At 70.4% G+C, this 14,574-nt stretch carries 13 protein-coding genes; 3 read left to right on the forward strand and 10 right to left on the reverse strand.

The window, feature by feature from the left end; all coding sequences use genetic code 11:
- Window positions 1-32: 32 nt before the first annotated feature.
- From Adu01nite_RS40530 to Adu01nite_RS40545, 4 genes are all read right to left on the reverse strand, one after another.
- A complete protein-coding gene (locus Adu01nite_RS40530) occupies window positions 33-1,631 on the reverse strand; it encodes an FAD-dependent oxidoreductase (protein WP_203734666.1) in 1,599 nt (532 codons plus the stop codon).
- Window positions 1,624-2,619: a LacI family DNA-binding transcriptional regulator gene (locus Adu01nite_RS40535; protein ID WP_239133091.1), complete on the reverse strand. Its 996-nt coding sequence runs from the start codon at window positions 2,617-2,619 to the stop codon at window positions 1,624-1,626. The genes Adu01nite_RS40530 and Adu01nite_RS40535 overlap by 8 nt, the downstream gene beginning before the upstream one ends.
- 196 nt (window positions 2,620-2,815) lie before the next feature.
- Entirely contained in the window at window positions 2,816-6,046 is a 3,231-nt protein-coding gene (locus tag Adu01nite_RS40540) for a GH92 family glycosyl hydrolase (protein WP_203734667.1), read from the reverse strand.
- 79 nt (window positions 6,047-6,125) lie between these two features.
- Entirely contained in the window at window positions 6,126-6,713 is a 588-nt protein-coding gene (locus Adu01nite_RS40545; protein ID WP_203734668.1) for a TetR/AcrR family transcriptional regulator, read from the reverse strand.
- Window positions 6,714-6,780: 67 nt separating this feature from the next.
- Here Adu01nite_RS40545 and Adu01nite_RS40550 point away from each other — a divergent pair, with 67 nt between their 5' ends.
- Complete coding sequence (locus Adu01nite_RS40550; protein ID WP_203734669.1) at window positions 6,781-7,716, forward strand: SDR family oxidoreductase; 936 nt, start codon at window positions 6,781-6,783, stop codon at window positions 7,714-7,716.
- Here Adu01nite_RS40550 and Adu01nite_RS40555 read toward each other — a convergent pair.
- Genes Adu01nite_RS40555 through Adu01nite_RS40570 form a run of 5 tightly spaced genes read right to left on the reverse strand, consistent with a single transcriptional unit; the run spans window position 7,709 to window position 12,284 of the window.
- Window positions 7,709-8,986, reverse strand: coding sequence for an NtaA/DmoA family FMN-dependent monooxygenase (locus Adu01nite_RS40555; protein ID WP_203734670.1), 1,278 nt, complete (start codon window positions 8,984-8,986; stop codon window positions 7,709-7,711). The two genes, Adu01nite_RS40550 and Adu01nite_RS40555, sit on opposite strands and share 8 nt — an antisense overlap.
- Entirely contained in the window at window positions 8,983-10,227 is a 1,245-nt protein-coding gene (locus tag Adu01nite_RS40560) for an LLM class flavin-dependent oxidoreductase (RefSeq protein WP_203734671.1), read from the reverse strand. The genes Adu01nite_RS40555 and Adu01nite_RS40560 overlap by 4 nt, the downstream gene beginning before the upstream one ends.
- 10 nt (window positions 10,228-10,237) lie before the next feature.
- Entirely contained in the window at window positions 10,238-11,224 is a 987-nt protein-coding gene (locus Adu01nite_RS40565; RefSeq protein ID WP_203734672.1) for an LLM class flavin-dependent oxidoreductase, read from the reverse strand.
- A gap of 29 nt (window positions 11,225-11,253) precedes the next feature.
- Window positions 11,254-11,382: a hypothetical protein gene (locus Adu01nite_RS48670; RefSeq protein ID WP_275414762.1), complete on the reverse strand. Its 129-nt coding sequence runs from the start codon at window positions 11,380-11,382 to the stop codon at window positions 11,254-11,256.
- An 11-nt stretch (window positions 11,383-11,393) separates the two neighbouring features.
- Window positions 11,394-12,284: an LLM class F420-dependent oxidoreductase gene (locus Adu01nite_RS40570; RefSeq protein ID WP_203734673.1), complete on the reverse strand. Its 891-nt coding sequence runs from the start codon at window positions 12,282-12,284 to the stop codon at window positions 11,394-11,396.
- 98 nt (window positions 12,285-12,382) lie between these two features.
- Between Adu01nite_RS40570 and Adu01nite_RS40575 the strand changes: the two genes are divergently transcribed.
- Window positions 12,383-12,958: a redoxin domain-containing protein gene (locus tag Adu01nite_RS40575; protein ID WP_203734674.1), complete on the forward strand. Its 576-nt coding sequence runs from the start codon at window positions 12,383-12,385 to the stop codon at window positions 12,956-12,958.
- A gap of 6 nt (window positions 12,959-12,964) precedes the next feature.
- Window positions 12,965-13,501: a GNAT family N-acetyltransferase gene (locus Adu01nite_RS40580; protein ID WP_203734675.1), complete on the forward strand. Its 537-nt coding sequence runs from the start codon at window positions 12,965-12,967 to the stop codon at window positions 13,499-13,501.
- A 705-nt stretch (window positions 13,502-14,206) separates the two neighbouring features.
- Here Adu01nite_RS40580 and Adu01nite_RS40585 read toward each other — a convergent pair.
- Window positions 14,207-14,574: hypothetical protein (locus Adu01nite_RS40585; protein ID WP_203734676.1), on the reverse strand; the 368-nt coding region annotated here is incomplete at its 5' end.

Here is a 14,574-nt window from a genome sequence, read left to right on the forward strand (position 1 = left end):
ATGGCCGCCCTCAGCTTCATGGGGGAGTCCTTTCAGTAACCGCTGATGTCGGGCCAGCGCAGCTCGACGCCGTCGGTGGTCAGGCGTTGCTGAAAATCGGCCAGCAGGGCCGGGTTGCTGCGGACCGCGCGCGGGGAGCACCCGCGGTCCAGGCAGAAGGCGGCGAGCGCGCCCGCCACCTCGCCGACGTTCCACTCGACCGGGTGCAGCCGGTGGGATCCGTTGGTGATGTGCGTGGTGCCGATGTTCTTGCCGGCCGGGAGCAGGTTTTCCATCCGCTGCGGCAGGAGCGCGCCGAGCGGGATCTCGAAGGGACAGGAGCCGACGTCGATGTAGTTGTCGCCGCCGGTGGACGGGTGCAGGTCGATGCGGTACATGCCGACGCCGATCGAGTCGGGGTGCAACACCGCGCCCTTGTCGCCGCGGACCGCGAGGGAGAGGTCCTGCTCGACGATCGTGTACTCGGCCCGGATCCGGCGGCCCTCGCGGATGTAGGGAGCCATCGCCAAGCCGTCGGCTCCGCCGGTCACATCCCCGCGCAACCGCAGCCCCGGGAAGCCGGTGCCGCCGTCCGCGCGCGGTGCCTCGGTCTGCAGCCAGTAGAGAACACTCTTGGAGAGGTCGCGCGCCCGCTTTATATGCGTCCCTGCGTCGGGCACGTCGACGATCGGGGCCTCGAAGTAGTCGATCATCGGCCAGTTGACCAGGCAGATGTCGCTCTCGTAGGCGCCGTCGACGAAGTTGCGCCGGGCGGCGATCCGGCGGAACGTCCACAGGTTGCCGTCGCCCGGGTTGCGGCGCTGATCGGCCTGCACCAGCCACGGGTCGTCGCCGGGGTTGGGGGTGAAGCTGCGGGTGGACAGCTCGAGCGTGCGCGGGTTCGGGGTCTGCCAGGAGAGCATCCTGGCCCCCCAGAACGATGGCCGGTAGTCGCGCCAGAAGTCGTACGCCGCCGGGCGGTCGACGGTGTGGTCGCCGTCCACGTGGTCGACCGCGAAGCAGACCGAGAACGCCTGCATGTTGGTCGGATCGGCGCGGTCGGGGGCGCTCGGCTCGCCGGTCTCCTCGGCCGACTCGAAACCGGTGACGTATTCGGTGCCGGTCAGCGGCAGCAGTTCGCCGGTCTCGGTGGCGTCCAGGATGTACGGGGCGGTCAGCACTCGTAATTGGTCGGCTGTCCGGACGGTCACCGACGTAACCCGATCGCCGTCGGTCTCTGCCGCCACCGGGACGGCCGGCTGCAGCACGGTCAGCCGCCCTTCGCTTCGGTAGGGCGCGAGCATCGCCTCGATCACCGCGACCGCGACCCGCGGCTCGTGGCAGAGCCGGCTCACGTGTCCCGCGCCGGGGTTGAGCCAGCGGGTGTCCCGGGCACGCTGGGTGAGCGGGTAGTGCGACCGGTAGTAGTCGCGGATTCCGTCCCGCAACGCCCGGTAGCTGGCGGTGACTCCGAACTGTTCGACCCAGGTGTGCTCGTCGGGCGGCACGGCCTGGCTCGTCAACTGGCCGCCGAGCCACGCGAACTCCTCGGTCAGCAGCACCGAGCGCCCGGCCCGCAGCGCGGCGAGCGCGGCCGCCACCCCGCCGAGCCCGCCGCCGATGACGACCACGTCGGCCCGCAGCTCACGCACGCGCCACCGCCAGCGTGCAGCCGGCCACCGGCTCGCAGGGGAGTATTCGCTGCTCGCCGGGCCGGCCTTCGAGGACCGCCGACAGCACCTCGACCGCCTGCCAGCCCATCTCCCGCCGCGGGATCCGGAACCCGGTGAAGTCGAGGTCGGTCGGGGCGCTGCGGGTGGGATCGCCGAGCGCCACGATGGACAGATCCTCCGGAACGCGCAGGCCACGCTCGGCCGCGTGCTGGGCCAGCGCCACGCCGTCGGCGAACTCCTCCACGAACACGCAGGTCTTCTCCTCGGCGAGGACGGCGTCCAGGTCGGGCCCGGCCAGGCGGCTGCCCTCGGGGCCGGCCGCTTCCGCGAAGCCTCGCCAGCGGTCGGCGTGCGACTCCGGTCCGGTGTCGCCCTCGCCCACGTAGACCAGCCGGCGGTGTCCTAGCGCGACGGCCGCCCGCACCTGGGCCGCGGTGGCCCCCGGGTAGTCGGCGCCCACGTAGGGGACCGGACCGCCGGCGTCGTCGCGCCGGCCGACACTGACGAACGGCTGCCCCTCGGCGAGCAGCCGGGCCAGCTCGGCCGGGTCGAGCCACTGGCCGAGCAGGATGCAGCCGTCGGCCAGCCGCAGCCGGTTGTCCTGGTGGAAGATGCGGCGCCGGCCGTCCACGACCGGCGCGCTGGTGAACAGCAACAGGTCGCAGCCGACCCGCTCGGCGCACTCCTCGATGCCGACCAGGAACGGGTGGTAGAAGTCGCCCATCCCGGCCGGGAACACCGACTCGTAGGTGAAGACACCCAGGATGCGGTTGTGCTTCTCGGCGAGCCGGCGGGCGATCGGGTCGGCCACGTAGCCGGTGGTGCGGATCGCCTCCAGCACCCGATCGCGGGTCTCCGGCGCGATCCGCACGTCGCCGTCGTCCCGCCCGTTGAGCACCAGCGACACCGTGGCCTGGCTGACGCCGGTCATCCGGGCGATGTCCTGCTGGGTCACGCGTCGCGCCACCGGTCCTCCTGGTTTTCCTGCAGTGATACGCATTAGCTCGGTGTGGCTCACATGGTGTGGGCCGCCCGAACATGAAGTCAAGAAGTAATAGGTATTAGCAGAAAGCTAATTCGTATTATCAGCCTGACCTTTGCCGTAACACCGCGGAAACCGGGACACCGGGGTGCGGCGGGCGTCGCCGCACCCCGGGGAACGATCAGGCCAGCAGCTCCCATTCGGCCAGCTGGGTCTCGGCCGCGCCGTGGTTGGCGGTGATCTGCAGGCGGTAGCGCGCGTAGGCCGTGCTGTTGGGGATCACGAAGGCCCTGGTCTGGCGGCGGTCGCTGAAGTCGATGCCGGTGCGGGTGTCCAGGGTGGTCCACGTCGTGCCGTTGGTGGAGCCCTGCAGCGTCCAGCTCTGCGGGTCCCGGCCGGGGACGTCATTGGCCGAGGTCAGCGTGTACTGCTGCACCGCGGCGGTGGCCGGCAGGGCGTACTCCAAGGTGGCGGTGTTGGTGAAGGTCAGCCATTTGGTCAGGGACGTGTCGTCGGCGGCGGCGGCGCGGGCCTCGTTCGGGGCGTTCTCGCCGCTCGCGGTCAGTGTGCCGCCGGTCAGGCGGTCGGTCAGCGGCCGCGGGGTGGTACTGCCAGTGGTAATCGACGGGGGCACGTCGTCGGTGCCGGAACCCCAGGCGGACGGGGACGGGCCCATCACGAAGCTCAGGGTGCCGCCGGCCAGCAGGTCGGCGTGGGTCAGGTAGTTCTTGGTATAGGTGGCACCGTTCAGCGTGGCGCTCTGGATGTAGCGGTTGGTGTCGCTGACGGCGGGCGCCTCGACCGTGAAGCTGCGGCCGTTCTCCAGGTTGACCGTGGCCTTCGGGTTGAGCGGCGCGCCGATCGTGTAGTCGGTGCTGCCCATCCGCGCCGGGTAGAAGCCGAGCGCGCTGAACACGTACCACGCCGACATCTGGCCGTTGTCCTCGTCGCCGAGGTAGCCGCCGCCGTTGCCGGCGCCCGAGCCGTACAGCTTGGTCAGCACGTCGCGGACCCGGGTCTGGGTCTTCGACGGGGTGCCGGCGTAGTTGTACATGTAGAGCATGTGGTGGATCGGTTCGTTCGGGTGCGCGTACTGGCCCATGTTGGTGTCGTAGGCCTCGCGCATCTCGTGGATGACGCCGCCGTAACCGCCGACGTTGTAATCGCGGGGCGCCGCGAACACCGAGTCGATCTTCGCGGATAGCTGGGCGCGGCCGCCGTACAGGTTGGCCATGCCCTGCGGGTCCTGCGGGGCCGGGGTCGCGTAATGCCAGGGCGCGCCCTCGGTGAATTCGTAACCCCACGCGTTCGGCAGGAACGCCGAGTCGGCCGTACGCCAGGTGCCGTTGCTCTGCTTACCACGGAAGAAACCGACCGACGACGAATAGAGGTTGGCGTAGTCGAGGGCCCGGTTCTGGAAGTAGTCGGCGTCCTCGGTCTTCCCGAGCGCCCGGCCGAGCTGCGCGATGCCGAAGTTGTTGTTGGCGTCCTCGAGCGTCCACGATGCCGATTCGCCGAGCACGTCCGACGGCACGTAATGCTTGAACGTGGACACCTCGATCGCCTTGCGGCCCTTCGACCCGGAACCGGACCAGACGCTCGCGTTCTTCACCATCGACGCGTACGCGGCCTGGTAGTCGAAGTTCCGGACGCCCTTCAGATACGCATCGGCGAAGGCCAGGTCCTGGTTGGTGCCGACCATGATGTCGATATATCCCGGGCCCGACCAACGAGCAGTCCAACCCCCGTTCTTGTACGCATTGACGAAGCCGTCCAGCATTTCTCCGGTACGGGTGGGGGAGAGCAGCGAATAGAGCGGCCAGACGGCCCTCGCGGTGTCCCAGAACCCGTTGTTGACGTACATCTGCCCGTCGTGCACGGCGTTGTCGTAGGGGCTGAAGTATTTGCGGACCCCGCCCACCATCTCCGACATGTTGTTCGGGTACATGAAGGCGCGGTACATGTTCGAGTAGAACGTGGTCAACCGATCCGCGGACGCACCCTCGATGCTTACCTTGCCGAGGGCGGAATCCCAGAGGGCCGCGGCCTCCTCGCGTACGGCATCAAAGCTTTTCGTCCCGACCTCCTGGGCGAGATTCGCGGTGGCCTGCGCGACGCTCATGTAAGAGGTCGCCATCTTGAGGGTGACCTGCTCGTTCGCCGCGGTGGCGAAGCGGATCCAACTCGTCACACCCTGCCCGGTGACGCTGCCGGTGGCGGCGATGGCCTTGTCGACGGTCGCCGCGAAGTAGAGCCGCGGTCCCTTGTGGTCGAGGTAGCCGGTGATCGTGCGGGCCGCGGTGTCGACGCTGATCGAGCCGCCGACCTTGTCGATCGTGTCGAAGACGATGACCGCGTCCGAGGTGGCCGGGTACTGGAAGCGCAGCACCCCGGCGTGGTCGGTGGGCGTCATCTCGGCGGTGATCCCGTACGTGTCGAGCTGGGTCCTGTAGTAGTGCGCGTTGGCCACCTCATTGGTGTGGCTGAACGTCGACTTCCGGGCGTCCGGGGTGGTCTTCACCGTGCCGGTCATCGGCATGACCTGCAGCTGCCCGTAGTCGCCGATCCACGGGCTGGGCTCGTGGCTGACGCCGAACCCCTGCACGGTGGCCGAGCTGTACTGGTATAGCCAGCTGTCAGTGTTGCCGTTGGTGATCGGCGTCCAGAAGTTGAAGCCGTTCGGCACGGTGGTGCCCGGGAACGTGTTGCCGCGCGAGTAGCTGGAGTCCGAGTTGGAGCCGCGGCGGGTGTCGACCAGATCGGACAGCCGGGTGGCCGGCGCACTGGCGGCGATCGCGAGGTCGTCGACGAACCCGCGGAACGTGCCGGTGTTGGCGGGCTGGTCGTAGCCGATCAGGATCCGGTCGACGGTCCGCCCGGCGACGTAGTCCCCGATCGCCGACGTGACGTAGTTCCACCGGTCGAAGCCGAGCACCGAGCCGTTGCCCTGAAAGGTCGGGTGCAGCCGCACGCCGTTCTGGTCCACCGCGCCGGAGTCACGCAGATGGCTGCCGTCGGTGAAGACCAGGTCGATCGCGACGTCGAGATGCCCACCCGACTGCGGATAGATCCAGTAGGACAGGGTGCTGGACGCGGTCACCGGGATATCAACATCAAAGAGCCGGTTATAGGAGTACGACGTGGTGGCGCTGGTGTCGCTGCCCGAGTACATCAGCGCCGACCCGCCACTGTGCGCGACCTCGGCGCGCGGCCCGGTCTCCATCGAGGTCAGCCCGCAGCAGTAGCCACCGACCCCGGAGCTGGCTTCGACACTGTTTTCCCAGGTGAGTGCGGGTTGCCCGGCCTCAAAGCCGGTACTGAAGTCGCCGGCCGCCGCGGTCGCCGGGGAGGCGACAGCAGTGGCCAGACCAGTGGTCAACAGGAGGACGGCGAGCGAGGATTTCAGGCGCATCGATGGACCTGCCGTTTCACGAGTCCGTGACAACGTTGTCAAGAGGTTACGGAATCGTAAACAAACTTATGGAAACCCGTCAATGGATGGGCGGCCGTTCGAGAGTCTCTTCGAGCGTGTCGAAGAAAGCCTCGGCCGTCTCCTGGACCCGGGCCCGGTCGCCGGTCGTCAGCAGGTCGAGCAGTAGCCCGCGGATCGTCGCGATCACCAGGGTGGCCCGGCGCACCGCGGTCGCCGGGTCGGCCTCGTCTTTCTGGGCCTCGATCAGGGCGACCATCCAATAGGTGACCGCGTGGTCGAGGAAGTCGGCGAACTGTTGCGGGGCCTGCAGCGCGCTCCCGTAGACCGCGAAGAACAGCCGGAACTCCGGCTCGCGCCGTGGGTCGGCGGCCCGGGCCCAGGCCGCGCGGGCCTCGGCCGCCAAGCCGGGACGCTCGCCGGACGGGTCGCGGGTCGCCGCGAACATGCGCTCGCGCAGCCGGCCGAGGATGGCCTCGAGCATCTGCTCCTTGGTGCCGAAATGGTGCACCAGCGTCGTCGGGGACACCCCGACGGCGGCCGCGACCGTCCGCCAGGACACCTCGGCGAACCCGTGCTCGGCGGCGAACCCGACGGCGGCGTCGAGCAGCTCCTGTCGTCGCTGGTGATTGATCGGTCGTCCGGCCACTTGGCATTTCTAGCACGATCGTTCTACGCTAATTCCTTGTACGGTCGTACTAGAAATCGGAGGCATCATGCGGGTATTCGTCACCGGAGCATCGGGCTGGGTCGGCCGCGGGCTCGTCCCCGACCTGATCGGCGCCGGTCATGAGGTCACCGGGCTGGCCCGATCCGAGACCGCGGCCGCCGCGCTGCGGGCCGCCGGGGCCGAGGTCGTCGCCGGTTCGCTCGACGACCTCGACGTGCTGCGCGACGCCGCGGTCGCCGCCGACGGCGTGGTCCACCTGGCGTTCAAGCACGACATCGCGTTCGCCGGCGACTTCGCGGGCGCCACCGCCGCCGACCGGGCGGCGATCGAGACGTTCGGCGCGGCCCTGGCCGGCACCGACAAGCCGTTCGTCCTCGCCTCCGGCATCCTCGGCGTGCTCGGCCTCCCGCCGGGCGTGGTCGCCACCGAGCGCGACGGGCTCGCCGTCCCCGACGCCGGCGGCACCGTCCCGATCAGCGGCGCGAACGGGCGGATCGACAACGCCAACTACACGCTGGCGCTGGCCGAGCGCGGGATTCGCTCGTCGGTGGTCCGGCTGCCCCCGGCCACGCACGGCGTCGGCGACAACGGCTTCATCCCGGCGGTGATCGGGTCGGCGCGGGCCAAGGGCGCCTCGGCCTACGTCGGCGACGGCGCCAACCGCTGGCCGTCCGTGCACCGCGACGACGCCGCGCGGTTATTCCGGCTCGCACTCGAAGCCGCGCCGGCCGGATCGGTGCTGCACGCCGTCGGCGACGAAGGCGTACCCGTCCGGGAGATCGCCGAGATCATCGCCGTACGCCTCGATGTTCCCGCGGTTTCCGTGCCGCCCGAGGAGATCGGCGGCTACGTCGGGTTCCTCGGCGGCTTCTGGGGGTTCGACGGCCCGGCCTCCGCGCAGATCACCCGCGACCTGGTCGGATGGCAGCCGACCCGGCCCGGCCTGATCGAGGACGTCAAGCAGGGGCACTACTTCAGCTGAGCGCCGGCAACCCGAGGTTTTCGCGCAGCGTGGCGCCGCGGTAGTCGTCCTTGACGATGCGGCGCTTGCGCAGCTCGTGGAGCAGGCCGTTGACCACGAAGTCGTGCTGGCGGTCGTCGTGCAGGCCGCCCAGCGACAGCACGTCCAGCACACCGGCGTCGAAGCGTTCCTGCACCGCGTCGGCCAGCTGTTCCGGGGTGCCGGCCACCGACCAGTGGCCGGTGTCCTGGGCGGCCTGAATCAGTTCGCGCAGCGTGCGCCCCTCGCGGATCAGCCGGCTGAAGATCTCGGCGCGGCCACGCCGCCGGTTGATCGCGCTGATGTCCGGCAGCAGGCTCTCCGGCAGCGGCCGATCCAGCGCGGCCGCCGACAGGTCGATCCCGCCGCCCAGCATGTCGGCCACCAGCGCCCGGCCCTTCGCGTAGTCGATCTGCTCCAGCCGTTCCCGGACCAGCCGTTGCGCCTCGGCCTCGGTCGCGCCGTAGGTGGCGTGGAACGAACTGAAGATCAGCGGCAGGCCGCCCGCCCGGCCGTGGGCGGCGGCCTGGCCGCGGATCCGGCCGGTGAACTCGTGCGCGTCGGCGAGGGTCGGCAGCGCGGTGAAGACGACCTCGGCGTACTTGGCGCCCAGCGCGATGCCGGCCGCGGACTGCCCGGCCTGGATGAGCACCGGCCGGCGCTGCGGCAGCGGCGGGATGTTGAGCGGGCCCTCGACCGCGAAGAACTCGCCGATGTGGTCGATCGGCTTGATCAGTGCCGGGTCGAGCACGGCCCGGCCGTCCGGCCCGGCTTGCAGCGCGCCGGGCTGCCAGCTGTCCCAGAGCGCGTTCACCACGTCGAGGGACTCGGCCGCCCGGGCGTAGCGCTGCTCGGGCGTGGGGAGCTCGCCCGAGCCGAAGTTCTGCTCGCCGATCGACGAGGTGACCAGGTTCCAGGCGGCCCGGCCGTTGCTCACGTGGTCGAGCGTGCCGAAGAGGCGGGCCAGGTTGAACGGGTGGTGGAACGTGGTGGAGACGGTGGCGATCAGCCCGGCCTTCGAGGTGACCTGGCTGAGCGCCGCCACGAAGATCAGCGGCTCCTGCGCGCCGATCGTGCCCTGCGCCCCGAAGACCAGCAGGTCCGGCACGAACAGTGCGTCGATCCGGGCGTCCTCGGCCCGCCGGGCCACGAGTTTCGCGGTGTCCAGCGTGGAGCGAGCCGGATCGAGGGCCAGCTCGTACGGTCCGGGATAGCCACCGGCCCCGGCCACCGTGGCCAGGGTGCGGGTCACGGCAGCTCCAGGTGCTCGCGCAGCGTCGTGCCCTCGTAGGCGGTGCGGTAGACGCCGCGTTCCTGCAGCTCCGGCACCAGCTTGTCGACGATGTCCTCGACCGTGCCGGGCAGCCGCTGCGGCAGGATGTTGAAGCCGTCCACCGCGCGGGTGGTCACGTAGCGGGCCCACTCGTCGGCGATCTGGCCGGGCGTGCCGACGAACGAGCTGTGCCGCGGGTTGACCTTGACGACCGTTTCCCGGATGGAGAGGCCGAGCCGCCGCCACCCGGCGATACGTTCGAGTTTGCCGGTGCGGAACTCGATCGGGATGGTGCCGCGGGACGGATCCAACTCGCCGTCGGACGGCTCGATGTCGGGCAGCGGGCCGTCCGGATCGTACCCGGAAAGGTCTTTGCCCCAATATTGCTCGAGAAACGCCAGCGCGCGCGGCCCGGTGGTCTGCTCGCGCTCGATCCACCTGGCCTTCTCGGCCGCCTCGGCCGGGGTGTCGCCGAGCACCACCGAAGCTCCGGGCAGGATGCGCAGCGAGTCGGCCGACCGCCCGTAGGAAGCGAGCCGTTTGCGCAGGTCAGCGGCGTAGGCCACGGCCTTGTCGTAGTCGGTGTTGGCGGAGAAGACCACGTCGGCGTGCCGGGCGGCCAGGTCACGGCCACCGTCCGAGTCACCGGCCTGGAACAGCACCGGGCGCGTCCCCGGCACGGTCGAGGTCGCGGTGAAGTCGACCAGATCGGTGTGCCGCTCCACGGTTCCGCCCGCCCAGAGCGCCTTCGCCGCCTCGACGAACTGCCCGGCCCGCTCGTAACGCCGCTCGTGCGCCAGCCACCCGCCGTTCCGGAAATTCTCCCCGGTCCAGGCGTTGTCGGTGGTCACGATGTTCCAGCCGGCCCGGCCGCCGCTGATCAGGTCGAGCGACGCGAGTCGCCGGGCCAGGTCGGCCGGGAAGTTGTAGGTGGTGTTCTGGGTGGCGACCAGCCCGATCCGCTCGGTCTCGGCGGCCAGCGCCGCCAGCTGGGTGATCGCATCCGGCCGGCCGGCCACGTCCAGGTCGTAGACGCGCCCCCGGTTCTCCCGGACCCGCAGGCCTTCACCCAGGAAGAACGCGTCGAACAGCCCACGTTCGAGGGTCTTGACGGTGGCGATGAACGTGTCGATGTGGGTGTGCGCGGCGAAATCCGGTTCGGTCCACAGCAGCTGCGGGCCGACCCCGGTGAAGAAGACGCCGAGGTGCAGGTGCGGCATGACAGGTCCCCTAACGGGCGGTGGCGAACTGATTCACGGGCCGGGCGAGCCCGAGCGTCTCGCGCAGGGTGGGCCCACCGGCCGGCGCCGGCCCGGTCACCGCGATCAGGCGCGGCAGATCAACATCAAGTTCCGTCGGGTGTACGCGGACCCCGTCGACAATTCCGCCCAGCCGATCGAGCAGCCCCCGAAGGCCGTCCTCGCCCCCGGCATACCGAAGCCGTTCCGGCGCACCCCAGGACGTGACCGCGTCGAGCCCACCCGACCGGTCCGTTCCGGCCGGCTGTTCCGCTCCCGCTGGTCGGTCTTCACCGAGCGACAGGTCGAGCTCGGCGAAGACCAGCGGTGCGCCGTCGGTCCGCGCCTGGTGCGCCCGGTCGGCGATCTCGTCGAGGGCCGGCGCGGCGACCAGGGCGACGTCGAGCCGCCCGGTGATGCCGAGCGTGTCGGCGCCCAGCACCACCACCTGCCCCTGCGGCGGCCGCGGCGTGATCAGCGGCCCGGTGATGCTGAACCGGGCTCCGCTGTAGTTGACGTGGTGCACCCGGTCGGCGTCGAGGAACCGGCCGGTGCCGGTGTCCCGGATGACCGCGTCGTCCTCCCAGGAGTCCCAGAGCTTCCGGGCCACGTCGACCACGTCGGCGACCTCGCGGCGCAGCCCGTCGGCGGTCAGCGGTCGCCCGCCGATGGTGGCCAGGGCGGCCGCGCTGTTGTCGGCGCCGATCACCCAGCCGGCCCGCCCGAGCGAGGCGTGGTCGAGCGACGCCAGCTGGGTGGCCAGGTGGAACGGCTCGGTGACGGTGACGTGCAGGGTGGGCGCGAGCCCGATCCGGCTGGTGCGCCGGGCCAGGAACGCGGCCCGGACCCCGGCCTCGACCCGACTGCCGCCGCCCGGCGGCGGCAGCGGCGAGTCGGCCAGCGTGACCAGGGCGAACCCGGCCGCCTCGGCGGCCCGGGCGGCGGCTTCCGGCTTCGCGCCGGCCCCATCGATTTCCACTGCCAGGAACATGCGGATCTACCTCCGGGTCAGGCCGGCTGCTTGAGTTCGAGGGCGTCGATGTGCTCGTCCACGGCGGACATTTCGAACCCGGCCGCCTCGGTTGTTCGGGCGGTCGCTTCCGGCTTCGGGTCAGTCCCATCGGCTTCTGCTGCCATGAACATGTGGGTCAGGCCGGGCGTTTGAGTGCGAGGGCGTCGGCCGAGCGGGTCAGGGCGTCGATGTGCTCGTCCACGGCGGACAGACCCGACCGTGCGGTGTTGACCGCGACGTGAGTGGCTCCCGCCGCCTGCCACTCCTTGGCGGAGGCGGCGACCGCGTCCGGCGAGCCGTCCCAGAGGATGCCGCCCTCCAGGCCGAGCGTCGCCGGGTCACGGCCGGCGTCGACGGCGGCCCGGTCGACGATCTGCTTGGCCGCGTCGAGCTCCGGCCCCGGCTGGACCTGCGGGAACCAGCCGTCGCCGAGCCGCCCCGCGCGCCGGTAGGCCGGCGGCGACTGCGCCCCGAACCAGAGTGGGATCGGCCGCTGCACCGGGAGCGGCACGATGCCGGCCCCGGTGACCGACTCGAACTCGCCCCGGTGGGTGATCGACCGCTCGGTCCAGTAACGCCGGAGCAGCCCGATCTGCTCGTCGTAGCGCCGGCCGCGGTTGGCGAAGTCCAGCCCGAGCGCCTCGAACTCGACCTCGTTCCACCCCACCCCGATGCCGAGCCGGAACCGGCCACCGGTCAGCAGGTCGACCTCGGCCGCCTGCTTGGCGACCAGCGCGGTCTGCCGCTGCGCCAGGATGATCACGCTGCTGACCAGTTCGAGCGAGGTGACCCCGGCCAGGAAGCCGAACAGCACGAACGGCTCCCGGATCCGGGTGTCCACGTCGTAGGGCCGGGACCAGCCCGGATGCGCGGCCGGATCGGCCCCGACCACGTGATCGGCCACCCGGACGTGGTGATAGCCGAGATCGTCGGCGGCCTGGCCGAACGCGCGCACCGCCCCCACGTCGTCGGCCAGCGCGTTCTGCGGAAAGACCACTCCGATCCGAAACTGCTGCTGCTCGGTCATGCCCCGAGCCTATCCCTACTTCACCCATAGGAGATAGGCGTCGAGTCGTTCACAATCTATCTATATATCCTACTCATTCAATAGGGTATGGTGAATACATGACGACCGTGCATGACCTGCGACGCGTCGATGACGAGGCGTTCCGGCACCTCCTCGACCGCAACGCGATCTGGAGCCGGATGGTGGCCGTGGGCGACCGGCTGCCGTCCCTGCAGCTGGTGGAGGCCGACCTGGGCCCGATCCGCCTGGACCGATTGCGCCTGACCGGCCCGATCGTGCTGACGTTCGTCCGCTACGCGAGTTCCCCGGCCTGCGAGGCGGCCCTGGCCCACTACCGAGACACGCTGGCGCCCGGCCTGGAGGACCTCGGTGCCCACCTCGTGGCGGTCAGCCCGCAGGTGCCGTCCCGGCTGGCCGCGGTCAAACGCCGCCACGACCTGGGCTTCTTCGTGGCCGCCGACCCGCGGCACCAGCTGATCGACGCGTTCAACATCGGCTTCGGCTGCCCCGGCGCCGACACCGTGCTGGGCGCCCGGCACAGCACCCTGCCGTTCGCCGCCGTGGTCGTGGCCGACCGGGCCGGCACGATCCGCTTCACCGACATCCGCCCCGACTGGTCCACCCCTCTGCCCGCCGACCGCATCATCGCCGCGGTCGCGAGCTTCGCCGGCTGACCCGCGGTGCGAGTGCGGACCGCCACCCTCGCGGACGCCGAGGCGGTGGCCCGGGTGAACATCGAATCCTGGCGGAAGGCCTACCGAGGCAAGATGCCGCAGACGCACCTCGACGCGCTCGACCCCGCCGAGCGCACCAGCACCTGGCAGGAGTGGCTGACGCTGAACGCCGGCGGCATCTTCGTGCTGGACGACCCCGCGGAGGGCGTGGTCGGCTACGTGAGCGTCGGTGCCTCGCGCGACCCCGCCGCCGACCCGGCGACGACCGGCCAGGTCTGGGCCATCTACGTGGCGCCCGGCCACTGGGGCCGGGGCGGCGGCCGCCTGCTGATGGCCACCGCGGTAGATCGGCTCGCAGCCCTCGGTTTCCGCGAGGCCACGCTGTGGGTGCTGGACACCAACGAGCGGGCCCGCCACTTCTACGAGGCAGCGGGCTGGCGCCCGGACGGCACCACGAAGCCCGGCAACGCCCGAGGTTTCCCGTTGCCCGAGCTGAGATACCGAACAGATCTCCCACTCCACCACTGCCCCCCACCCGCGTGACTCCCATCCGCACCAGCGTCGGCTCGTGCCCACCCGCCGTCCGACGAGGGAAGGTTCGTGAACTTCGCCCCGCCCCGCCCCGCCCGCCTGCGCGCCGCCCCGCCCCGCGAATCTTGGAAATTTAGTGCTCAATTCGAGCGCGAACTCGACAAAGTTGAACCGCGCCGCTTGTCAGCTCGAGAACTATGCGGCATTTCGTGTTCTCGGGAGTGGGAGTGTCCAAGCTTGGGGAAGCACTGTCCACAAAGCGGGACTGTGCTCGTGATGTGAGACGGTGGCCCGGAATTCGTAACTTATTCACATGGTTCCGCTGAACCTCTCGCAGGTCCGGCGGTCACTCAATGACGGGCCGTGGCCGGGGCCGGGGACCGAGGGTCACGGGCCAAGGGCCGGGACTACCGATTTCACGGAAGTTGGGGTCTCGCCGCCGGGGTCAGGGGCTGAGGTCCTGGAAGTTGGGGTCGCCGGGGTCAGGGGCTGAGGTCCTGGAAGTTGGGGTCGCCGGGGTCAGGGGCTGAGGTCCTGGAAGTTGGGGTCTCGTCGCACATCTGAGGCCCCGACATCAAGAAATCGAAGCCCTGAACTCGCTGCGTAGACTCCGCTTTCCAGGAAATCGGGCCAACCGACGCCTCGCGCCGCCGCATGGAGCGAAGCAGCCGCGCATTCGGCGTGGTCGTGAGCTTGCGAACGGCGTTACCGTGCGGGTCAGGGCGGGGGTGTGCCGCTGCGCTGGACTATCACTATCGCGAGCATGAGCAGGGCGGCGCAGCCGGTCAGGGCGAGTAGCGGCCCGACGTGGCCGGCGACGGCCGCGACGGTGAGGCCGCAGGCGATCTTTCCAGCGTATTCGGCCTGGGCCAGCAGTGAGTGCACGGTTGCCCGGGTGTCGTCGACGGTGTGACTGTTGACCCAGACGGTGCCGAAGCTGCGGGTCAGGGGCAGTGCGCCGGCGGCCAGCAGGACGGCGACGCTCCCGGCGGCCGGGGTCCGGGTGAGAGCCAGGCCGGTGATGCCGGCCGCGGCCACTGAGCATGCGGCCGCGTAGCCGCGGCGGGCAGTGTCGCAGAAGCGGC

Origin of the sequence: Paractinoplanes durhamensis, from assembly GCF_016862175.1 — a bacterium.
GTDB lineage: Bacteria > Actinomycetota > Actinomycetes > Mycobacteriales > Micromonosporaceae > Actinoplanes > Actinoplanes durhamensis.